The organism is Curtobacterium sp. VKM Ac-2852 (genome assembly GCF_013205045.1).
GTDB lineage: Bacteria > Actinomycetota > Actinomycetes > Actinomycetales > Microbacteriaceae > Curtobacterium > Curtobacterium flaccumfaciens.
Genome location: NZ_JABMLI010000002.1, coordinates 385,439 through 407,335, shown reverse-complemented (window position 1 = coordinate 407,335; position 21,897 = coordinate 385,439). Strand labels below are relative to the sequence as shown.

At 70.5% G+C, this 21,897-nt stretch carries 18 protein-coding genes; 5 read left to right on the top strand and 13 right to left on the bottom strand.

Features of this window, described 5'->3' with window-relative positions; all coding sequences use genetic code 11:
- Nucleotides 1-5: 5 nt before the first annotated feature.
- The 4 genes from acnA to dut form a co-directional block, all read right to left on the bottom strand.
- Nucleotides 6-2,822: an aconitate hydratase AcnA gene (acnA, locus tag HQQ79_RS08315; protein ID WP_027465472.1), complete on the bottom strand. Its 2,817-nt coding sequence runs from the start codon at nucleotides 2,820-2,822 to the stop codon at nucleotides 6-8.
- Nucleotides 2,823-2,950: 128 nt separating this feature from the next.
- Nucleotides 2,951-3,730 carry a DUF3159 domain-containing protein gene (locus HQQ79_RS08310; protein ID WP_111030153.1) on the bottom strand — a complete coding sequence of 260 codons (780 nt, stop codon included), beginning with the start codon at nucleotides 3,728-3,730 and terminating at the stop codon, nucleotides 2,951-2,953.
- A gap of 32 nt (nucleotides 3,731-3,762) precedes the next feature.
- Nucleotides 3,763-4,485, bottom strand: coding sequence for a DUF3710 domain-containing protein (locus HQQ79_RS08305; RefSeq protein ID WP_027465470.1), 723 nt, complete (start codon nucleotides 4,483-4,485; stop codon nucleotides 3,763-3,765).
- Nucleotides 4,482-4,973: a dUTP diphosphatase gene (gene dut / locus HQQ79_RS08300; protein WP_173033642.1), complete on the bottom strand. Its 492-nt coding sequence runs from the start codon at nucleotides 4,971-4,973 to the stop codon at nucleotides 4,482-4,484. The genes HQQ79_RS08305 and dut overlap by 4 nt, the downstream gene beginning before the upstream one ends.
- Nucleotides 4,974-5,036: 63 nt before the next feature.
- On the opposite strand from dut, the gene HQQ79_RS08295 reads away from it, so the two are divergent.
- Entirely contained in the window at nucleotides 5,037-5,468 is a 432-nt protein-coding gene (locus HQQ79_RS08295) for a DUF3093 domain-containing protein (protein WP_110859581.1), read from the top strand.
- A gap of 128 nt (nucleotides 5,469-5,596) precedes the next feature.
- On the opposite strand, the gene HQQ79_RS08290 is transcribed toward HQQ79_RS08295, so the two are convergent.
- Nucleotides 5,597-5,896 (bottom strand): DUF4193 domain-containing protein, encoded by a 300-nt coding sequence (locus HQQ79_RS08290; protein WP_017886098.1) that lies wholly within the window; start codon nucleotides 5,894-5,896, stop codon nucleotides 5,597-5,599.
- 298 nt (nucleotides 5,897-6,194) lie between these two features.
- Here HQQ79_RS08290 and sepH point away from each other — a divergent pair, with 298 nt between their 5' ends.
- Entirely contained in the window at nucleotides 6,195-7,223 is a 1,029-nt protein-coding gene (gene sepH, locus HQQ79_RS08285) for a septation protein SepH (RefSeq protein ID WP_173033640.1), read from the top strand.
- A gap of 33 nt (nucleotides 7,224-7,256) precedes the next feature.
- Here the strand turns inward: sepH and HQQ79_RS08280 are convergent, their stop codons facing one another.
- The gene (locus HQQ79_RS08280; protein ID WP_173033638.1) at nucleotides 7,257-8,423 is read right to left on the bottom strand and encodes an alkaline phosphatase family protein; all 1,167 of its coding nucleotides are present in this window, start codon (nucleotides 8,421-8,423) and stop codon (nucleotides 7,257-7,259) included.
- A gap of 43 nt (nucleotides 8,424-8,466) precedes the next feature.
- On the opposite strand from HQQ79_RS08280, the gene HQQ79_RS08275 reads away from it, so the two are divergent.
- Entirely contained in the window at nucleotides 8,467-10,953 is a 2,487-nt protein-coding gene (locus HQQ79_RS08275) for a DNA topoisomerase (ATP-hydrolyzing) subunit A (RefSeq protein WP_111057234.1), read from the top strand.
- A 286-nt stretch (nucleotides 10,954-11,239) separates the two neighbouring features.
- Here HQQ79_RS08275 and HQQ79_RS08270 read toward each other — a convergent pair whose 3' ends face one another.
- Nucleotides 11,240-13,366, bottom strand: coding sequence for a DNA topoisomerase IV subunit B (locus tag HQQ79_RS08270; protein WP_173033636.1), 2,127 nt, complete (start codon nucleotides 13,364-13,366; stop codon nucleotides 11,240-11,242).
- A 167-nt stretch (nucleotides 13,367-13,533) separates the two neighbouring features.
- Here HQQ79_RS08270 and HQQ79_RS08265 point away from each other — a divergent pair, with 167 nt between their 5' ends.
- Entirely contained in the window at nucleotides 13,534-13,758 is a 225-nt protein-coding gene (locus HQQ79_RS08265; RefSeq protein WP_017886093.1) for a hypothetical protein, read from the top strand.
- Between the two features lie 71 nt (nucleotides 13,759-13,829).
- On the opposite strand, the gene HQQ79_RS08260 is transcribed toward HQQ79_RS08265, so the two are convergent.
- The 6 genes from HQQ79_RS08260 to HQQ79_RS08235 form a co-directional block, all read right to left on the bottom strand.
- On the bottom strand, nucleotides 13,830-14,279 hold the full coding sequence (locus HQQ79_RS08260) for a peptidoglycan-binding protein (protein ID WP_173033634.1): 450 nt from the start codon (nucleotides 14,277-14,279) through the stop codon (nucleotides 13,830-13,832).
- Between the two features lie 127 nt (nucleotides 14,280-14,406).
- On the bottom strand, nucleotides 14,407-15,180 hold the full coding sequence (locus HQQ79_RS08255) for a type 1 glutamine amidotransferase (protein ID WP_173033632.1): 774 nt from the start codon (nucleotides 15,178-15,180) through the stop codon (nucleotides 14,407-14,409).
- The gene (locus tag HQQ79_RS08250) at nucleotides 15,177-16,436 is read right to left on the bottom strand and encodes a MurT ligase domain-containing protein (protein ID WP_027465463.1); all 1,260 of its coding nucleotides are present in this window, start codon (nucleotides 16,434-16,436) and stop codon (nucleotides 15,177-15,179) included. Before HQQ79_RS08250 ends, HQQ79_RS08255 begins: the two co-directional genes overlap by 4 nt.
- Before the next feature lie 6 nt (nucleotides 16,437-16,442).
- Entirely contained in the window at nucleotides 16,443-17,702 is a 1,260-nt protein-coding gene (locus HQQ79_RS08245) for an RNA polymerase sigma factor (RefSeq protein WP_027465462.1), read from the bottom strand.
- A 193-nt stretch (nucleotides 17,703-17,895) separates the two neighbouring features.
- Nucleotides 17,896-19,215, bottom strand: coding sequence for a nitrate/nitrite transporter (locus HQQ79_RS08240; RefSeq protein ID WP_111057239.1), 1,320 nt, complete (start codon nucleotides 19,213-19,215; stop codon nucleotides 17,896-17,898).
- A gap of 157 nt (nucleotides 19,216-19,372) precedes the next feature.
- Complete coding sequence (locus HQQ79_RS08235; protein WP_173033630.1) at nucleotides 19,373-20,302, bottom strand: proteasome assembly chaperone family protein; 930 nt, start codon at nucleotides 20,300-20,302, stop codon at nucleotides 19,373-19,375.
- A 76-nt stretch (nucleotides 20,303-20,378) separates the two neighbouring features.
- On the opposite strand from HQQ79_RS08235, the gene HQQ79_RS08230 reads away from it, so the two are divergent.
- A complete protein-coding gene (locus HQQ79_RS08230; protein ID WP_173033628.1) occupies nucleotides 20,379-21,869 on the top strand; it encodes a leucyl aminopeptidase in 1,491 nt (496 codons plus the stop codon).
- Nucleotides 21,870-21,897: the final 28 nt, after the last annotated feature.

The window sequence follows — 21,897 nt, the reverse complement described above, 5'->3', positions numbered from 1 at the left end:
CGGACTCAGACGAGCGAGCGGAGCACGTACTGCAGGATGCCGCCGTTGCGGTAGTAGTCGGCCTCGCCGGGGGTGTCGATACGGACGACCGCGTCGAACTCGATCGGCTGCTTGCCGGCCGGCGAGTGCTCGCTCGGCGTCGCGGTGACGTGCACCGTCTTCGGGGTGCGGCCCTCGTTCAGCTCGGTCAGCCCGGAGATCGAGACGACCTCGGTGCCGTCGAGCCCGAGGGACTCGACCGTCTCGCCCGCCGGGAACTGCAGCGGGACGACGCCCATGCCGATCAGGTTGGAGCGGTGGATCCGCTCGAAGCTCTCGGTGATGACCGCACGGACCCCGAGCAGGTTCGTGCCCTTGGCCGCCCAGTCACGGGACGAGCCGGAGCCGTACTCCTTGCCGCCGAAGATGACGAGCGGGATGCCCTGCTCCTGGTAGTGCTGCGAGGCGTCGTAGATGAACGACTGCGCACCGTCGGGCGTCGTGAAGTCACGGGTGTAGCCGCCCTCCACGCCGTCGAGCAGCTGGTTGCGCAGACGGATGTTCGCGAACGTGCCGCGGATCATGACCTCGTGGTTGCCGCGACGCGAGCCGTAGGAGTTGAAGTCCTTGCGGTCGACGCCGTGCTCGGCGAGGTACTGGCCGGCGGGGCTGTCGGCCTTGATCGAACCGGCCGGCGAGATGTGGTCGGTCGTGACCGAGTCGCCCAGCTTCGCGAGCACCCGGGCGCCGGAGATGTCCGACACCGCGTCGGGCTGCATCGTCATGCCCTCGAAGTACGGGGGCTTCCGGACGTAGGTCGACTCCTGGTCCCACTCGAAGGTGTCGCCGGTCGGGGTCGGCAGGTTCTTCCAGCGGTCGTCGCCCTCGAACACGGAGCCGTACTCGTGGGTGAACATCTCGGTGTCGATCGACTCGTCGATGACCTGCTGCACCTCGGCCGCGTCGGGCCAGATGTCGGTCAGGTAGACGTCGTTGCCGTCCTGGTCGGTGCCGAGGGCGTCCTTGTCGAAGTCGAAGTGCATCGACCCGGCGAGGGCGTAGGCGATGACCAGCGGCGGGGACGCCAGGTAGTTCATCTTGACGTCGGGGTTGATCCGGCCCTCGAAGTTGCGGTTGCCCGAGAGCACCGCGGTGACGGCGAGGTCGTTGTCCTGCACGGCCTGCGAGATCTCCTCGGGCAGCGGGCCCGAGTTGCCGATGCAGGTGGTGCACCCGTAGCCGACCGTGTAGAAGCCGAGCTGCTCGAGGTAGGTGGTGAGACCGGCCTTCTCGTAGTAGTCGGTGACGACCTTCGACCCGGGCGCGAGGGTGGTCTTCACCCAGGGCTTCGCGGTGAGGCCCTTCTTCGCGGCGTTCCGGGCGAGGATGCCGGCGGCCATCATGACCGACGGGTTCGACGTGTTCGTGCACGAGGTGATCGCGGCGATCGCGACGGCACCGTGGTCGATGGTGAACGGGTCGGCCCCGTCCATCGCGACCTTCGTCGGCGCCGAGGCGGTCGACGGTGCGCTCGACACGTGCACGTGCTCGTGCAGTGCGGTGTCCTCGTTGGTCGAACCGGCGGCGATCGGGTCGGAGGCCGGGAACGTCTCCTCGACCGCGTCGTCGAGGTCGGTCTGCTCGGACGGCGTCGTGTAGTTGTTCAGGTCGAGCTCGAACTGGCTCTTCGCGTTCGTGAGCTCGATGCGGTCCTGCGGACGCTTCGGGCCCGAGATGGACGGCACGACCGTGGAGAGGTCGAGCTCCATGTACTCGGAGTAGTTCGGCTCGACCGAGGCGTCGTGCCACAGGCCCTGGGCCTTGGAGTACGCCTCGACCAGGGCGATCTGCGCCTCGTCGCGACCGGTCAGCCGCAGGTAGTCGAGCGTGACGTCGTCGACCGGGAAGATCGCCGCCGTCGAACCGAACTCGGGCGACATGTTGCCGATGGTGGCGCGGTTGGCGAGCGGGACGGCACCGACACCCTCGCCGTAGAACTCGACGAACTTGCCGACGACGCCGTGCTTGCGGAGCTCCTGCGTGATGGTGAGCACCACGTCGGTCGCGGTCACGCCGGCCGGGATCTCACCGGAGAGCTTGAAGCCGACGACCTTCGGGATGAGCATCGACACGGGCTGGCCGAGCATCGCGGCCTCGGCCTCGATGCCGCCGACGCCCCAGCCGAGCACGCCGAGGCCGTTCACCATCGTGGTGTGCGAGTCGGTGCCGACCAGGGTGTCCGGGTACGCGTAGGTCTCGCCGTCGAAGTCACGCGTGTACGTGACCTTCGCCAGGTACTCGATGTTCACCTGGTGGACGATGCCGGTGCCCGGGGGGACGACCTTGAAGTCCTCGAACGCGGTCTGGCCCCAGCGGAGGAACTGGTAGCGCTCACCGTTCCGCTCGTACTCGAGGTCCGTGTTGCGCTGCAGGGCGTCCGTGCTGCCGAACAGGTCGGCGATGACGGAGTGGTCGATGACCATCTCGGCCGGGGACAGCGGGTTGATCTTGTTCGGGTCGCCGCCGATGTCCGCCATGGCCTCGCGCATGGTGGCGAGGTCGACGATGCACGGCACACCCGTGAAGTCCTGCATGACGACGCGCGCCGGCGAGAACTGGATCTCGGTGTCGGGCTCCGCGTCGGGCCGCCAGGAGCCGAGTGCCCGGATCTGTCCCTCGGTGACGTTCTTGCCGTCCTCGGTGCGGAGGAGGTTCTCGAGCAGCACCTTCAGGCTGTAGGGCAACTTCTCGTGCCCGGGAACCGAGTCGATCCGGTGGATCGCGTAGTCGACACCCCCAACCGACAGTGTGTCCTTCGAGCCGAAGCTATTGACTGCAGCCACCGTGCCGCCTCCCTACTGATCGGTTTGCCCTCATCCTCGCGGGCCGTGGACCGTCCCACCAGCAAGGCAAACCTAATCCCGAGAACGCGTGCGCGCCCTGCGAGAACTATCTTGATGTCGAGAGAACTCTACACCGGGGCGACGTCGTCGCGTCGGACGAACACGGTGCGGACCAGCAGCCAGGTCACCCAGAGCACCGCCGCGTACAGCGGCACGCCGAGGATCAGCTTCAGCCCGGCGAGCAGTTCGACCTGCGCCGTCAGGTACAGCGGGACCTCCACCGCGAGCCGGACCGCGAACAGCCCGACCCAGATCCAGGTGGCGACCGTCAGTACCCGGCGCTTCACCGGGTCGGCGCGCCAGTCGACGTGCGAGCCGTCCTCGTTCGCCGGCAGCAGGAAGCCGACGACGAGCCCGATGAGCGGCCAGCGGATCGCCAGCGTGATCAGCAGCCCGACGAGCCAGACGGCGTTGATGACGATCCCGGGGATGAAGTTGCTCTCCGCACGGCCGGTGATGAGCGCGAGGCCGGCCGAGACCGCGACGCCGAGGATGCCCGCGAACGACATCGTCACCGACTGCCGCTGCAGCAGCCGGAGCACCACGAACACCAGGCCGACCGCCACCGGGATCACGACGCTCGGCACGAGCTCCTTCGTGATCGCGTAGACGACCAGGAACGCGAACCCGGGCAGCACCGATTCGGCGAGGCCGCGCACCCCGCCGACCGCGCCGAGCAGCGCCCGGCCGGACGGCGCCTCACCGGGCGCGACGCGGGCGATGCCGGCGTTCTGCACGGCGTCGCGGAACTGCGCGGAGAAGGACGGTGCCACCGACGGCTCAGCCGCCGGTGCAGCGGGGTCGGAGCCAGCCGTCTCGGGTCGTGGGGTGTCGTCGTGGTCCGGCACCGTGCCTCCAGGCGGGGTTGGTCGTCAGTCGGTCAGATCGCGGTCTGCGTCGACTTGGGCATGTGCAGCGGGATGAGGTCGCGCGGCGGCATCGGCGTCGTGCCACGCACGACGACGACGCTGCGGAACAGCTCCTCGATCTCGCTGGCGTCGTCGGGCTGCTCGGCGGCCTTGCCGGCGATCACGCCGCGCAGGAACCAGCGCGGGCCGTCGACGCCGACGAAGCGGGCCGGACGGGAGCCGGCGGTGCCGCCGTCGCCGTCCACGGCGACCGGTACGGACGCGCGGAGCTCGGGGCCGAACGGGCCGTCGACCTCGGTCACGACACCGCCCTGGCGTTCGATCTGCTCGGCGATCTGGGCGCGGATCTCGTGCCACAGGCCGGTGGACCGGGGCGCCGCGAACGGCTGGACCTGCAGCGTGGACTCGTCGTAGTCGAGCCCGACCGCGACGACGCGCTGCGAGCCCTCCTCGACCTCGAGGCGCAGGTGCAGGCCCTCGCGCGGGAGCACCTTCACCCCGCCCAGGTCGACGTAGGGGCGGACCAGGTTCGCCTCGGTCTCGTCATGGGGGCCGTTCTCGGCCCGGTCCTCCGGAGCGGACTTGTCCGTCGGGGCGACCGCGTCGACCTCGTCGAGGTCCGCGTCGGCATCCGTCGCGATGTCGACCTCGGGGGACGTGTCCGCGACCTCGATGTCGTCGGCGACGGCGTCCGCCACCTCGACCTCGTCCCGCTTGCGTCGGCCGAACTTCATGCGCGCGTTCCTTCCTGAGCGTCTGCGGCGGCACCGGTCACGGCGTCGCTCCGGTCACCGTAGCCCGACGAGCCGAACCCGCCCTGTCCGCGGACGCTGTCCGGCAGGTCGTCGACCCGGGTGTAGGTCACCTTCGGCACCGGCATCACGATCAACTGGGCGATGCGGTCGCCGACGTGCACCTCGTACGGTTCCGTCTGGTCGGTGTTGAGCAGGGCGACCTTGATCTCCCCGCGGTAGCCGGAGTCGACGGTGCCGGGGCTGTTCACGATCGTGATGCCGTGCTTCGCCGCCAGGCCGCTCCGCGGGACCACGAACGCGGCGTAGCCCTCGGGCAGCGCGATGCGCAGACCCGTGGCGGCCAGGTGTCGTTCCCCCGGCTGCAGTACGAAGGCCTCGGTGGAGACGAGATCGGCACCCGCGTCGCCGGGGTGGGCGTGGCCGGGAGCGTGCTCCCCGGTCCAGAGGACGTCGACTGGTTCGGTCACGTGACGAGGGTAGTGCAGCCGTGACCGTTCCGTGACCTCGCTCGCTCGTGATCGAATGGACCCGTGACCCTGTACCGCGAACGACTCTGGGCCCCGCCCGCCCTCTACCTGGCGACGGCGCTCGTCATCCCCGCCACCCTGCTCGTCTTCCTCCCCATCAGCGTCCTGGCCGGCGTCCTCGTGGCGATCGGGATGGAGCTCGGGGTGCTGGTCCTCCTGTGGGCACTCGCACCCACCATCGAGGTCACCGACACCGAGTTCCGTGCGGGCAAGGCACACCTCCCCCGCACGCTCGTCGGCACGACCGAGGCGTTCGAGGGCGCAGCGGCCACCGAGCAGCGCGGGCCGGCACTCGACGCCCGCGCGTGGACCCTCTTCCGCGGCTACGTCCGGGGGGTCGTCAAGGTCGAGGTGCGCGACGACGCGGACCCCACGCCCTACTGGCTGGTGAGCGTCCGACACCCGGGCAAGGTCGTCGAGGCGCTGCGGTCCTGACGGACCACGGTCCACGGCCTGGAGGCGCGGCTCGGCCCCGCCTCGCAGCACACGACGAAGGCCCCGCATCCCTGGAGGATGCGGGGCCTTCGCTGATCGTTGCGTCGAGGACGACGCGGCTGTGTTCGCTAGAGCGACGCGCACTCCGCGCAGACCGGTCCGAGCTTCGACTCGTGGTCGAGCTGGGAGCGGTGCTTCACGAGGAAGCACTCGACGCAGGTGAACTCGTCGACCTGCGGGGGCAGCACCACGACGTCGAGGTCGACGTCGCTGAGGTCCTGCCCGGCGAGTTCGAAACTGCCGGGGTTGTCGGAATCATCGTCGACGACCCCCGACATCTTGTCGGGAACGCGCTCCTTGAGGGCCTCGATCGACTCCGAGTCGGAGTTGTCGTCGGTCTTCCGGGGGGCGTCGTAATCGGTGGCCATGCCCATCCATTTCTCGTATCGAGAGGTCGTCGCCGGGTGATCGGCGGCGACAGTTTGCACCACGCCCCGCCAGAGCGCAAACCGAGTGCTGCGGCGGGTCGTGCTGGCGGTGCAACCCACGACCGGAACCGGACATTCCCGACACCCGTTGCCGGAGTGCCGCGTGCCCGGGATCGGCGGCGCGGATGTCCGCGGCACGCCCGTGCGCCTCCCCGGAAACCGCCCGTCGTCCCTGCATACTCACGGGGTACGACAGCAGGACCGTACGCGACGCTGGGAAGGCGGAACCATGCAAGACGTGAGAGTCATCGGAGTCGAGTCCGGCGCACTCCTCCTGGCGACCGACGGCGGCACCGAGTTCCGGTTGCCCGTCACGTCGTCGCTGGCAGGCCAGGTGCGCCAGGCGAACCCCGACGCCGGTCCGCAGAAGCGGGTCTCCCCCAAGGACGTCCAGGCACGCATCCGTGGCGGCGCAGACGCCGCCGACGTGGCCGCCGCGCTCGACGTCGACGTCGAGTACGTCCGTCGCTTCGAGGGGCCGGTCCTCGCCGAGCGCGCCTTCATCCTCGACGCCTCGCACCGTGTGCCGGTCACCCCGGTCGACGACGAGTCCCCCGACACCTTCGGCCCCGCGATCACCGCGAAGCTGGAGGCCGGTGAGGCCACCGCGATCACCTGGGGCTCGTGGAAGCACCCGGAGAGCGGGTGGCAGGTCCGCGTCCGCTACACCGCGGGCGAGGTCGAGCACGACGCCCAGTGGCACTTCGACCCGAAGACCTCGACCCTCGCGCCGGACAACGGTGACGCCCACCGGCTGTCGCACACCGACGACGAGGGCATCGCCCCGCGCCTGCGCGCGGTCGAGTTCGAGCAGCAGGACGACGACGGCACCCGCTTCGACTCCGGCGCCTTCCGCGTCGACGAGCCGGAGCAGCCGGCCGCCGAGCCCGAGCCGTCCCAGCACGCCCCACTCCGCGCACCGCTGCCCCGCATCGGCCAGGCCGCCGTGGAAGAGCGCGCTCCCGGCAACGAGACCGCCGACCTGCTCGAGGCGCTCCGCCGTCGTCGCGGGGAGCGCGAAGCAGCGTCCTTCGGCGAACAGCGCGACGAGCCCGCCCGTGGGACCTCCATCAGCGTCGTCGACATCCCGCTGCAGGGCTTCGAGGACGGCGGCGCGCACGACACCGCACCGCAGTCCTCCGACGTCCGTCCCGCCTCGGCGCCGGAGTCCGAGAGCCGTGGCGAACGCAAGAAGCGCAACCGTCGCTCGATGCCGAGCTGGGACGAGATCGTCTTCGGCACCCGTCCGGACGACGACCCCGCCTGATCAGCACGTGCACCGACCGTCGGCGCCGACGTCCTAGTGGGCGAACGCGCCGGCGAGTCGGAGCGGCACGATCGTCTCCTCGTCGGTCATGGCACCGTGCTGGCCGATCATGCGCTTCGGCGTCTCGTCCTCGCGCAGGGCACGGTCGTCGTTGAACGCCCACGAGCCGCGCGCCACGACGAGCACGTCGCCGATGCGCGGCACCACCTGGTCGGACACGTGCCCGAACCACCCGGCCTCGATCGCCTCGGCGCGGCTGGCGACGTACGCCTTCTTGCCGTAGCGGGCCCGGAACGCGCCGACGAGGGCGCGGACGTCGGTGCCCGGTGCGACGGTGAGCTGGCGGCAGCGCGGGTCACCCGCGACGCCGACCACGTCGGTGAGCAGCAGCGGGTCGATGGAGATGTTCGCGTGGTCCGGCACGTCGAGCACACCGTGGTCCGCCGTCACCAGGACCCCCACGTCGTCGGCGCTGCGGGCGTCGAGGCGGGCGAGTTCGCCGTCGAGCAGCTCGAGGGCGGCCGTCCACCGGTCGGACTGCCAGCCGTACTTGTGTCCGATCGAGTCGAGCTCCGGCACGTACAGGTAGACGAGCGAGCGGCCACTGGTGGTCTCGGCCAGTGCGGCGTCGACGCGCTGGGCAACGGTGTCCGCCGACACGTACCGGGCTCCGCCGAGCACGTTCGCGGTCATCCCGGACGAGCGGTAGCGGTCCGGCCCGACGACGACGGGGTCGAGTCCGAGCTCCGCGGCCCGGGTGAACAGGGTCTGGGTCAGGAACCAGTCCGCGGGCACCTCGGTGTCCCAGCCGCCCAGCAGGTTCATCACGGCACCGGTGTCCGGGTTCCAGCCGCTGTACCCGACGACGCCGTGGGTGCCGGGCGACCGGCCGGTGGTCAGGGTGCTCAGGGCGGCCGCGGTCGTCGTCGGGAACCCGCTCCGCAGCTTCTTCGCGGCGCCGGTGCCCTTCGCGCCGGTCAACCAGCGGGCGTGCCCGGCGCGCGCCGCCAGCGCGGCGGAACCGAGGCCGTCGACCAGCACGACGATCGCCGAGCGGGCGGGGCGGAGGGTGATCCGGGCCTCCAGGCCGTCGTTCCGCAACCACGCCTCGTCCGCAGCGCCGAGCGCCACGAGGCAACTCGGGAAGACGTCGGCGAGGTTCGCGACGGCGTCGGGGGCCGTCGGTACGCTTGTTCCCATCCCACGAGTCTCCCAGACGACTCCGGTTCTCCAGAAAGGTGCCATGGCACGCACGGACGTAGTCGGCCTGCCCGACGGTGAGCGCATCGAGGACGTCGACGTCTCCGAGGAGATGCAGGGCTCCTTCCTCGAGTACGCGTACTCCGTCATCTACTCGCGGGCGCTGCCCGACGCCCGCGACGGCCTGAAGCCGGTGCAGCGTCGCATCCTGTACCAGATGGCCGAGATGGGGCTGCGACCCGACCGCGGACACGTCAAGAGCGCCCGCGTCACGGGCGAGGTGATGGGCAAGCTGCACCCGCACGGTGACGGCGCGATCTACGACGCGCTGGTCCGCATGGCCCAGCCGTTCACGATGCGCGTGCCGCTCGTCGACGGCCACGGCAACTTCGGCTCCCTCGACGACGGCCCCGCTGCCGCCCGGTACACCGAGGCGCGGCTCGCCGAACCGTCGATGGCGATGACCGAGGGCCTGGGCGAGGACGTCGTCGACTTCGTCCCGAACTACGACAACCAGATCATGCAGCCGGGCGTGCTCCCGGCGGCGTTCCCGAACCTGCTCGTCAACGGCGCCTCCGGCATCGCGGTCGGCATGGCGACGAACATGGCGCCGCACAACCTCGGCGAGGTGGTCGAGGCGGCGAAGCACCTGCTCATGAACCCGCAGGCCACCCTCGAAGAACTCATGGAGTTCGTGCCCGGCCCCGACCTGCCGTCCGGCGGCACGATCGTCGGGCTCTCCGGTGTCCGCGACGCCTACGCGACCGGCCGTGGTTCGTTCCGCACCCGCGCGAAGGTGAGCGTCGAGAACCTCACCCCGCGCAAGGTCGGGCTCGTCGTCACCGAGCTGCCCTACTTGGTCGGCCCCGAGCGTGTGATCGAGAAGATCAAGGACGGCGTCCAGTCCAAGAAGCTCGTCGGCATCTCCGACGTCAACGACCTGACCGACCGCAACCACGGGCTCCGGCTCGTCATCGGCATCAAGAGCGGCTTCAACCCCACCGCCGTGCTCGAGCAGCTCTACAAGCACACCCCGCTCGAGGACGGCTTCGGCATCAACAACGTCGCGCTGGTCGGCGGATCACCGCGCACCCTCGGGCTCCGCGAGCTGCTCGACGTCTACGTGCAGCACCGGCTCGACGTCGTCACCCGCCGGTCGCAGTACCGGCTGGCACGACGCAAGGAACGACTGCACCTGGTCGAGGGCCTGCTCATCGCGATCCTCGACATCGACGAGGTCATCCAGGTCATCCGCACCTCCGACGACTCCGAGGCGGCCCGAAACCGCCTGCGCGACGTCTTCGACCTGTCCGAGGTGCAGGCCGAGTACATCCTCGAGCTGCGCCTGCGCCGCCTGACGAAGTTCTCGCGGATGGAGCTCGAGGCCGAGCGCGACCAGCTGCTCGCCGACATCGCCGCCCTCGAAGAACTGCTGGCATCCGACGAACGACTCCGCGCGCAGGTCGCCCTCGAGCTGACCGAGGTGTCCGACAAGTTCGCGACCCCGCGCCGCACGCTGCTCACCGAGGCTGACGCCCCGGTGAAGGGCGGTCGGAAGGCCGCGGTCGACCCGGAGTCCCTGCAGATCGCCGACTCCCCCTGCCGCGTGCTGCTCTCGACCACCGGACGGCTCATCCGCGTCGACATCCCGACGTCGGAGCTCGGCATCGTCCGCGTGCCGAAGCGCTCGAAGCACGACGCCGTCCGCTCCGCCGTGGTGAGCACGGTGCGGGGGCAGATCGGCGCGATCACCTCGACCGGGCGGGTCCTCCGGCTCTCCCCCGTCGACGTCCCCGCCGTGCCGCCAGCCGCGGTCCGGCTCGACGCCGGCGTCCGGGTCACCGACTTCCTGGCGCTCACCAAGGGCGAGACCGTCGTGGCGATCGTCGACCTGTCCGGCGCGTCGTCGGACTCGCTGGCGATCGGCACCGCGCACGGCGTCGTGAAGCGCGTCGTGGCGGGTGCGTGGCCCGACAAGCCGGAGTTCGTCGCGATCGGCCTGAAGCCCGGCGACCACGTCGTCGGTGCTGCGCAGGCGCCCGAGTCCGACGATCTGGTGTTCATCAGCTCGAACGCGCAGCTGCTGCGGTTCCCGGCGTCCGTCGTCCGGGCGCAGGGGCTGCCCGCCGGTGGGGTGGCCGGCATGGCCCTGGCCGACGGCGCCTCGGTGATCTGGTTCGGCTCGGTCGCACGCTCCGACGACGCCGTGGTCGCCACGGTGTCCACCACCTCGACAGCACTGCCCGGCACCGACGCCGGTCGCGCCAAGGTCTCCGCCCTGTCGGAGTTCCCGGCGAAGGGCCGCGCCACCCAGGGTGTCCGGGCGCACGCGTTCCTGAAGGGCGAGGACGGGCTCACGGTGGGATGGGCGGGCATCGCGCCGCCGCACGCCGTCGGCACGGACGGCGCCGCGCGGACCCTGCCCGACTGGCTGTCGAAGCGCGACGGTTCCGGCGCCCCGCTCGAGGCGGTCATCGGCTCGATCGGTGGCAGCGCCGCGACGCTCGACGGCACCGCCGGCGAGGCGTAGGCGGGCGCTGGCGTGCGCCACCGGTGTCGCTGACACGGCGCCGTTTCGCGCTGAGCGACACCTCACGCTCTTCGTGCCCAGTGAGGTGTCGCCCAGCGCGTGAGAACGCAGGGCGCACGGCCTGGAGGCGCGGGGCGGCGCCGCCACGGGCCTCCCGTCCGCCATCACCGTGTCGCGGACGCGGCGCGGTTTCGCGCTGAGCGACACCTCACGGACCGGCGGCCGCGTGGACTGTCGCCCAGCGCGTGAGCACGCCAGGCCGCTCCGCGGCCCGGGCGTGAAGGCGCTACGCGTCGATGCGGTCGCGGTCCAGGCCCTCGCCGGCCAGGATGAACTCCTTGCGCGGCGCGACGTCGTTGCCCATGAGCAGCTCGAACACCTTCGCGGCACCCTCGGCGTGGGTCACGTTCACCCGACGCAGGGTGCGGTGCGCGCGGTCCATCGTGGTCTCCGCCAGCTGGTCGGCGTCCATCTCACCGAGGCCCTTGTACCGCTGGATCGGCTCCTGGTACTTCTTGCCCGTCTTCTCGAGCTTCTTCAGCACCGCCTGCAGCTCCTGTTCGGAGTACGTGTACAGCGTGTCGTTCGGCTTGCCGCGGTTCACCACGACGACCCGGTGCAGCGGCGGCACGGCGGCGAAGACCCGGCCCTGCTCGATCATCGGCCGCATGTACCGGAAGAACAGCGTCAGCAGCAGCGTGCGGATGTGGGCGCCGTCGACGTCGGCGTCCGACATGATGATGATCTTGCCGTAGCGGGCCTGGTCGATGTCGAACGTACGGCCCGAACCAGCGCCGATGACCTGGATGATCGACGCGCACTCGACGTTCGAGAGCATGTCCGACACGGACGCCTTCTGCACGTTGAGGATCTTGCCGCGGATCGGCAGCAGTGCCTGGTACTCGCTGTTGCGGGCGAGCTTCGCGGTGCCCAGCGCCGAGTCACCCTCGACGATGAAGAGCTCCGTGCCCTCGGTCTCCTGTGAGCGGCAGTCGGCGAGCTTCGTCGGCAGCGAGGAGTTCTCGAGCGCGTTCTTGCGGCGCTGCGTCTCCTTGTGTGCCCGCGCCGAGATGCGGGTCTTCATCTCGGACACGACCTTCTCGAGCAGGGCCGCCGACTGTGCCTTCTCGGTGCGCTGCGTCGAGGTGAGGATCTCGGTGATGCGCTTCGACACCACCTGGTCGACGATCTTCCGGACCGCCGGGGTGCCGAGGATCTCCTTCGTCTGCCCCTCGAACTGCGGCTCGGGCAAACGCACGGTCAGCACGGCGGTCATGCCGGCGAGGACGTCGTCCTTGTCGAGCTTGTCCTGCCCGACCTTGAGCTTGCGCGCGTTCGCCTCGACCTGGGCACGGACGGCCTTGACGACGCCCGACTCGAACCCGGCCTGGTGGGTGCCGCCCTTCGGCGTCGCGATGATGTTGACGAAGCTGCGGAACACGGTCTCGTAGCCACTGCCCCAGCGGAGCGCCAGGTCGACCTCGCACTCGCGCTCGACCGAGGTGGAGACCATGTGGCCCTTGTCGTCGAGCATCGGCACGGTCTCGGTGAAGGTGCCGGTCCCCTGCACGCGCCAGACGTCGGTGAGGGGGCTGTCGACGGCGAGGTGCTCGACGAACTCGCCGATCCCGCCCTCGTACCGGAAGCGCTCGACCACCGGACCGGCGGCCACGGTGGTGCCCGTCGCCTCGGCCCGGGCGGCAGCGGCGTCGATCGACGCCGCGCGCTCGTCGGTGATGGTGATGCCGAGCCCGGGCACGAGGAACGCGGTCTGCCGTGCACGGGTGACCAGGTCGTCGGTGCTGAACCGAGCGTCGGCGGTGAAGATCTGGCGGTCCGCCCAGTAGCGGATCCGGGAGCCGGTGACGCCCTTCTTGACCTTGCCCACCACACGCAGCTCGCTGCCCGAGGTGAAGGGCGCGAACGGAGCGTCCGGGCCGATGCCCTTGCTGTCGTCGAAGATGCCCGGCTCGCCGCGGTGGAACGACATGGCGTAGGTCTTGCCGCCCCGGTCGACCTCGACGTCGAGGCGCTCCGACAGCGCGTTCACGACCGAGGCGCCGACGCCGTGCAGGCCACCCGAGGCCGCGTACGACCCCGAGCCGAACTTGCCGCCGGCATGCAGCTTGGTGAACACAACCTCGACCCCGGTGAGGCCGGTCTTCGGTTCGACGTCGACGGGGATGCCCCGGGCGGTGTCCCGGACCTCGACCGAGCCGTCGGCGTGCAGCACGACACCGATCTCGTCACCGTGCCCCGCGAGGGCTTCATCGACCGAGTTGTCGATGATCTCCCACAGGCAGTGCATGAGGCCCCGGGAGTCCGTCGAGCCAATGTACATGCCCGGCCGCTTCCGGACCGCCTCGAGCCCTTCGAGGACGGAGAGATGGCGTGCGGAGTAGTCGGAGCTCACCGTCGGAGTTTACCGAGCGGCACCGACAGCACCGTGTGGACACTCGCACTGGGGCCAAGCGATCCGCGCTGAGCGAAACAGGGCCCGACAATGCGTCGCTCTCAGGCATCACGTGTTGAAATGGTGCAACCACCCGGCACCACCTGCGATCCGTGAGGAGCACAGCAATGACCCAGACCGTGCAGGACCCCTCCATCGACGAAGTCAGCAACCACCAGCTGACCGCCGCCGACCGTTGCGACAGCTGCGGGGCGCAGGCCTACATCCGAGCCACCATGTCGAGCGGCGAGCTCTACTTCTGCGCCCACCACGGCGCCGAGTTCAAGGACAAGCTCGCGGCGACCGCCATCGAGTGGCACGACGAGAGCAGCCGACTCTACGAGTCGAAGTAGTCGCGACCGACACACGGACAGGAGGCGCGGTGCCAGCTGGCACCGCGCCTCCTGTCTGTCTGCAGCCCGGTTCAGAACTCGCGGTTCAGTGACCAGGCCACCCCGCGGTAGCTGTTCGGGCCCCAGATGCCGTCGATCGGCCCGCTGTACCTGCCGTGGGCGGCGGCCCAGCGTTGCAGCGCAGCGATGACCGCCGGGGTCTCCGAGCCGAACGCGACCGACCCCTGGTAGTACCCACCCTTGGCGAGCTGACGGCACACCCCCAACCAGGAGTTCGGCCCCATGACGCCGTCGATCGGCCCTGCGTACCCTGCCATGCTGCCGAGGCACTGCAGCCGCTTGTAGAAGATCGGCCCCGGGACGCCGTCCGACTCGGTCGTGGTCGTCGGCACCGAACTGCAGGCGGAGCTGATCCGCGTCGTCGCGGCCTCCGCCGGAGCCGTTTGGGCGACCGTGCCGGCAGTGGTCAGGGTCACGATGAGTCCACCGACCAGGGCGAGGACGAGTTTGTTGTGGTGCATGGAGCCTCCTTTGTCGGCCTCCAACATGTCAAATGTTGAATCCGAGTGGACGCTCTTGGCAACTGTTGCCATCCGTGCGCATGCAGAAGGCCGGGCCCCGTAGGGACCCGGCCTTCTGCTTCGTGCATCAGGCGATGCGCTTGAACGCCTTGTCGACGTAGCGGTCGACCGTGGCGCGCGCTTCACGTGCGTAGCGGTCGATGGTCGCCGTCTGCTCCGCGTCCGGCGCGTACGCCCGGCCCAGCCGTGCGGTGGCCGCGGCGAGGACGCCGTCGGTCAGCTGCGGGTTGAGCGGCAGGATCGGGCCCTGCGTGTGCGTGCCGAAGGAGTTGCCGACGATCGCACCCTCGACCGGGGCTCCCGCCTGGTTGCCACCACCGGACACGACGTCGGCGAACGGGCTGACCCCTGGCGCGAGCTCGATCGTGGTGGCGTGGTCCTCGAAGCCGGCGAGACGCTTCGGTGCTCCGGGAAGCAGCGGGTACCGGGTCTCGAGGACGAAGTAGTTCACGCGCCGCTCGGCACCGCGGACGGCACGGGCGTCGAACACACCGAAGCCGGCGACCGGCGCACCCTCGGTCGGCACGACCTCGTTCGTCGCCAGGTCGAACCCACCGCCGACCGCGATGACCGGTACACCATCGGTCGCGAACGCACGGAGCGCGCCGCCGATGCGGGTGACGTCGTCGCCCAGCGAACGCATCGCGCTGAGCGGTCCGTTGCCGATCACGACGACGTCCGCCGCGGTCGGGAGCTCGTCACCGGGCGCGTACTCGACGACCTGTGTCTCGATGCCCGCAGCGGCCGCACGGCGGACCAGGGCCGCGACGTTCCCACGGTCGCCCGAGACGCCCATCTGCCGGGGGTAGACGTGCAGGATGGTCAGCCGGTCGGCCGTCATGCGGTCTTCTCCATGTCCGGGTGGCCCAGGGCCTTGCGGGCGATCATCATGATCTCGTAGTTGACGATGAAGTTCTTCGTCCCGCGGGTCGTCGAGCCGAGCTGCTCCATGTGCTTGATGGCTGCTTCGACGTCGGGCTCGACCCGGCCGATGCGGACACCGGCGTGCTCGAGCGCGATCGCGATCTGCCACGCCTTGTCACCGGAGACGACGTCCACGTGGTCGAGCTTCGAGAAGTCGATGTCGTAGATCCAGGAGATGTCGGGCGTGCCCTCGTCGATCGCCATGAGGACCTGTTCGGGCTGGTCCGGCAGGGCGTCGAGGTTGAGCTGCAGGCTCGCGGCGTTCTTGAACATCGTGAACTCGGCGGACTCACCCGCGATCGGCAGACGCTCGCCGCGGCCGTACGCCGGCTTCATCGTGCCGAAGGCCTTGGTCACGGCGTCGGCACGGAACTGCGCACCGAGGGCCGCACTCGCCGTCGCGGTGGCCGCAGCGGCGTCGACCGCGTAGTGCAGGCCGCGGGCGGGCAGCCGGACGGGGATCTCGGCACCGTCGAAGCGGATCGTCGCGCCGTCGCCCGTGTGGGCCACGACCTCGGCGTCGGCGGTCTGCTGGGCACGGTCACCGGCGTCGAACGAGTCGGCGTTCTGCAGGCCGTTCGGTGCCGCGGCGATGACCTCGTCGCTCGCGCCGAACCGCAGGACGCGCTGCCCGGGGGCGCCGGAGTAGCCGTCGAGGAACTGGTCGTCGTGGTTCGTGATGACGTTCGCCGTCGACAGCGCGGCGGTGTCGAGCATCATCGTCGCCACGCGCTCGGTCTCGAAGAACCGGTACAGCTGGTCGACCTGCACGTTGAGCATGGTCACCGTCGAGGGCGACAGGATGCCGGCGAGCTCGACCGCGAAGGCCTCGTCGACCTCGAGGATGCCGATGTCGGCCTTGAGCCGGCCGGTCAGCGAGACCTCGGACAGCAGGGCCGACGCGATGCCCTGCGGCAGGTTCGCGCCGGACGGGTTCGTGAAGACCCGCAGCCCGTGTGCGCGGACGATGTCGGAGATCATGTGCGTCGTCGTCGACTTGCCGTTCGAGCCGAGCACGAAGACGACGCCGTTCGGGAACTGCTTCGTCACGTGCTGCAGGAAGTCCGGCACGAGCTTCAGGACGATGTACCCGGGGTAGGCAGACCCGCCGCCCCTCGCACGGGCGAGGGCACGGAGGATCCGCCCGATCAGGATCGGGATGAAGAAGCGCATGCCGGCTTACTCGAGGTAGTCGCGCAGCGACTGCGACCGCGACGGGTGGCGGAGCTTCGCCATCGTCTTGGACTCGATCTGACGGATGCGCTCGCGCGTCACGCCGAACGTGTCACCGATCTGGTCGAGGGTCTTCGGCTGGCCGTCACCGAGGCCGAAGCGCATGCGGATGACGCCCGCCTCGCGCTCGGACAGGGAGTCGAGCAGGCTCTCGAGCTGCTTCTGCAGCATCGTGAAGCCCACCGCGTCAGCCGGCACGACCGCCTCGGTGTCCTCGATGAGGTCACCGAACTCCGAGTCGCCGTCCTCGCCCAGGGGCGTGTGCAGCGAGATCGGCTCGCGGCCGTACTTCTGGACCTCGACGACCTTCTCCGGGGTCATGTCGAGCTCGCGGGCGAGCTCTTCCGGAGTGGGTTCGCGACCGAGGTCCTGCAGCATCTGCCGCTGCACGCGGGCGAGCTTGTTGATGACCTCGACCATGTGCACCGGGATGCGGATGGTGCGGGCCTGGTCGGCCATGGCACGGGTGATGGCCTGACGGATCCACCACGTCGCGTAGGTCGAGAACTTGAAGCCCTTGGTGTAGTCGAACTTCTCGACCGCACGGATCAGGCCCAGGTTGCCCTCCTGGATGAGGTCCAGGAACTGCATGCCACGACCGGTGTAGCGCTTCGCGAGCGAGACGACCAGGCGGAGGTTCGCACCGAGCAGGTGCGACTTCGCACGCTGACCGTCACGGGCGACCCAGCGCAGTTCACGCTCGGCGGGCTTCGAGAGCCCCGTCGCGTGCTGCAGCTTGTCCTCGGCGAACAGGCCGGCCTCGATGCGCATCGCGAGCTCGACCTCCTGCTCGGCGTTGAGCAGGGCGACCTTGCCGATCTGCTTCAGGTAGTCCTTCACCGGGTCGGCGGTGGCACCCGTGATGGTCGTCGAGTAGACGGGCGCCTCGTCGTCGTCGGTCTGCGAGATGACGAGCGCACCGGCGGCGACCGCGGCAGCGGCGTCCGGCTTGGCCGTCTTGTCGTCGGTGTCGTCGGCCTCGTCGGTCGGCTCCTCGACGGGCTCGTCGGACGCGATCGCCTCGTCGACGGCGTCGGTCTTCTTCGCCTTGGGCGCCGCCTTCTTGGCGGGCGCCTTCTTGGCGGGGGCCTTCGTGGCGCGCTTCTTCGGCGCTGCGGTGCCCTCGGTGTCCGTGGCGTCCTCTGCCACAGCGCCCTCGGGCTCGGTGTCCTTCGTGGGATCGATCGTCGTGCTCCGGGCAGCCATGCGATCACCTCTCTCGTCGTGCCACGTTCGTGGGGTCGTGGCCTCCCTCGCCGCCCAGGTCCCGCGCCGCAGTCCCCCGCGTCGTACGAGTCCTACCGTTCCGGGCAGCACTAGGACCCATGTCAAGTCCCCCGAGTTCACCGGCGCACCGAAGTGCTCCGACAGACAGGGGTCCCGAACGGGTCCGTGATCATTATTGCACGTGCCGCTTCCGCAGGCGTGCAACGAGTGCAACCCAGAGTGGCCCGACGCGTATTCCCTCTTCCGAGTGCAGCACGCGGCGGGTCCGACGGCGGGCGTGCAGGAGCATCCCGACGCCGAAACCGACCACGACGTACTGCACCGTGAGGGCGATCCGGAAGTTCTCCCAGGCGAAGACCGTGGTGCCGGTGGCCCGTGCCGCCGCGTCGAGGACGACGCCGATCAGGTACATCATCACGAAGGCCGCCAGGAACCCGCCGACGTTCACCACGCCGTTCGCCGAGCCGAGCGAGCCGACCGGGTTGAAGGTCCGGGCGAAGTCGAAGCCGATGAGCGAACCGGGCCCGCCGATCCCCATCGCGACGACGAGCAGCACGAGCAACCACGTCGGCGGGTGCCCGGGCCAGAGCAGGATCGCCGTCCAGAGCACCGCGAGCAGGACGACCACGCCGAGCACCAGGTTGGACCGGCGCATCGGGAACCGTGCGCAGAGCACACCGAGCACCGGGCCGGCGACGAACCCGACGACCACGATGATCGTGAGGAACCCCGCCGCCTCACCCGGGGAGTACCCGAGCCCCCGGAGCATCGGCACGCCCCACAGCAGCGAGAACACCGTGCCCGAGGACTGGGTGACGTAGTGCGACCAGAACCCGAGCTGCGTGCCCGGGCGGCGGAGCGCGTGCCCGAACGTGCTGAACGCGGCACCCCACGAGTGCGGCAGCGGGATCGTGTCCGTCCGCACCGGCACGGGACCGTTCCGCACGAAGACCGCGGCGAGCACGAGACCGACGGCACTGGCCGCGGCCGCGACGCCGAACGCCGGGGTCCAGCCCACCGTGTGCAGGAGCACCGCGAACGGGAACGCCGACAGGATCTGGCCGATCTGCCCGAGGTTGCCGGTCCACTGCGAGATCTGCGGCAGGATCCGGCCGCTGAACCACATCGGCACCAGGCGGATCACCGAGATGAAGGTCATCGCGTCACCGGCGCCGACGAGCACACGCCCCGCGATGGCCGGCCCGATCGACGGGGACACCGCGACGATCGCCTGTCCGACGACCAGCAGCGCGGCGCCGAGGAGCACCAGCCGGCGCGGGCCCACGCGGTCCAGGGCGATCCCCACCGGGATCTGCAGCCCCGCGTAGACGGCGATCTGCACGACGGCGAGGGTCGACAGGACGGCGGCGGAGACGGCGAACCGGTCCTGCGCATCGACACCGGAGACCCCGAGCGAGGACCGCTGCACCACGGCGAGGACGTACGCGAGGACCGCGACGCCCCAGATCAGGAAGGCACGACGGGAGTTCACCGGTCCAGGCTACCGACGCGTCCCCGCGTCGATACGCGACGAGCGTCGTCGAGGTGCGTCACGTCGTGCCGGCGACCGGAGGACGGCCTGGAGGCGCGGTGCGGGGCCGCCACGGGCCTCCAGGCCGTCCTGTCGGGACGTCCGGATCCCGCGACGGTCAGTCGGTCGCGTCGCCCTGGGTGCGCCGGTCGGCCAGGAAGCGCTCGAGCTCGGCCGCGATCGCGTCCGCGGTCGGCACCTCGCCGTCGACGCCGGTCAGCGGCGATGCAACGGGGTTGCCCTCCATGTACGTGTCGTGCCGCTCCTCGAGCACGGAGACCAGGCGCTGCAGCTCGGGGTTGCCGGCCACCTGCTCCTCGACGCGGGTCAGGAACTCGCGACCCGACTCGCGCAGGGCGTCGGTCGGGAAGATGAGCCCGGTCGCGGCGGCGATGCCGGACAGCGCCGCGACGGCGGCGTCGGGGAACTCGGTGTCCGACAGGTAGTGGGGCACGAGCAGCACGAGCCCCGTGACCTGTGCGCCCGTCTCGGCGAGGCGGTGCTCGACCAGGTGCAGGACGTTCGCCGGCGCCTGGGTCTCGGGCTTCCAGACGCTCATCTGCTCGACGAGGTCGGCCCGGGTGCCGGAGACGGTCAGGCTGATCGGACGGGTGTGCGGGACCGGCATCGGGATGGACTGCACCCACGTGGTGTCGGCCACCTGCAGGTCGGCGACGAGCCCGGTGACGGCTCGGACGAAGCGGTTCCACTGGAAGTCCGGCTCGTAGCCCGACAGGAACAGGAACGGCTGGCCGATCTCGTCGCGCACCAGGTGCAGGGCCAGACGGGGCGGCTCGACGGCGCTGATGTGGTCGTGCTCGAAGGTGATGACCGGGCGACGGGCCCGCCAGTCGAGCAGCACGTCGGGGTCGAACTCGGCGACGAGCTCGGTGTCGAGGTCCTCGAGGATCGAGTTCGTCACCTGCGCGACGGCCGATCCGGCATCGGCGAACCCGGTCAGCCCGGCGATCAGGTGCAACCCTGCTGGCACGGTCGGGGCGTCCGCGTCGAACGTGTAGAGCTCCTCGGGGTGGTTCACCGTCCCCATGCTAGGCGGGGCCTCCGACGTCCCCGGTGCGCGACGACCACGCCGACAGCGAACAGGCCCTCGGTAGGGTTGGAGCATGGTCCGACCGACGCTCTCCACCACCAGTTCACCCCCCGAGACCACCACCGCCGACGTGCTCGTCGTCGGGGTCCGTCCGGGCTCGTCCGGCGAGGCCGACAGCACCGCGGTGCTCGCTCCGACCGCCCTGGGCACGCTCGACGCCCTGGCCGGCCTCGACCTCGCCGCGATCGGGGTCACCGGCGCGAAGGACCAGCTCGTCCGCCTGCCCGCCACCGGCGTCGGTGCGAAGTCGGTCGCGCTGATCGGGCTCGGGTCCGCCACGGGTGCCGCGGCGATCCGCGCGGCCGCCGGCAGCGCCGTCCGCCAGCTCCCCCGGGTGGACTCGATCACGCTCGCCCTGCCGACCGACTCGGCCGAGCTCGTCGACGCCGCCCTCGAGGGCGCGGCGCTCGGCGCGTACGCCTTCACCCGGCACAAGGGCACCGGCACCAAGGCCCCGGCCCGCGGTGACCAGCGCATCGAGGTCGTCGCGCCCGCCGACGTCGCCGCAGACGCCGCCGTGCGCCCCGCGATCGTCGCCGACGCCGCGTCGCTCGTGCGCGACCTCGTGAACACCGCCGCGGGCGACCTCGGGCCGCAGGACGTCGCCGACGTCGCGACCGGGTTCGCCTCGGACCTGCCGCTCACCGTCGAGGTCCTCGACGAGCAGGCGCTCGAGGAGCAGGGTTTCGGCGGCATCCTCGGTGTCGGCCGCGGTTCGGAGCGTCCCCCGCGCCTGGTCGTCGTCCGGTACGCACCCGAGTCCGCCACGAAGCACCTCGCCCTCGTGGGCAAGGGCATCACCTTCGACTCGGGCGGCCTCTCGCTCAAGCCCGCGGCGTCCATGCTCGGCATGAAGACCGACATGACCGGTGCCGCCACCGTGCTCGCCGCGACCGTCGCCGCCGCCCGCCTGGGGCTGAACGTGCGCGTGACCGCGTGGCTCGCCCTCGCCGAGAACATGCCCTCCGGCACCGCGACCCGCCCGGGCGACGTCCTGACGCTGAAGAACGGCACCACGGTCGAGGTCACGAACACCGACGCCGAGGGCCGCCTGGTGCTGGGCGACGGGATGGCCGCCGCGTCGCTCGAACAGCCCGACGCGCTCGTCGACGTCGCCACGCTGACCGGCGCCCAGGTCGTCGCGCTCGGCGACCGCACCACCGGCCTGATGGGCAGCGACGACCTCGTCGCGAAGGTCCGCGCCGTCGCCGAGGGCGTCTCGGAGCCGATCTGGCCGATGCCGCTGCCCGAGGAGCTCGAGGCCCGGCTGTCCAGCGACGTCGCCGACATCGTCAACGCCACGGTCGGCAACCCGGCCGGCGGCATGCTGCTCGCGGGCAAGTTCCTCGAGCGCTTCGCCGGCGAGGGTGTCCCCTGGGCGCACCTCGACATCGCGGGTCCGTCGGAGAACAAGGGCGGCGGGTACGCCTGGTTGGGCAAGGGTGCGACGGGCGTGATGGTCCGGACGCTCATCGCTCTCGCAGAAGACCTCCAGTCCGAGTAGTAGGTTTGGTACCGGTGGGAACGGCGCA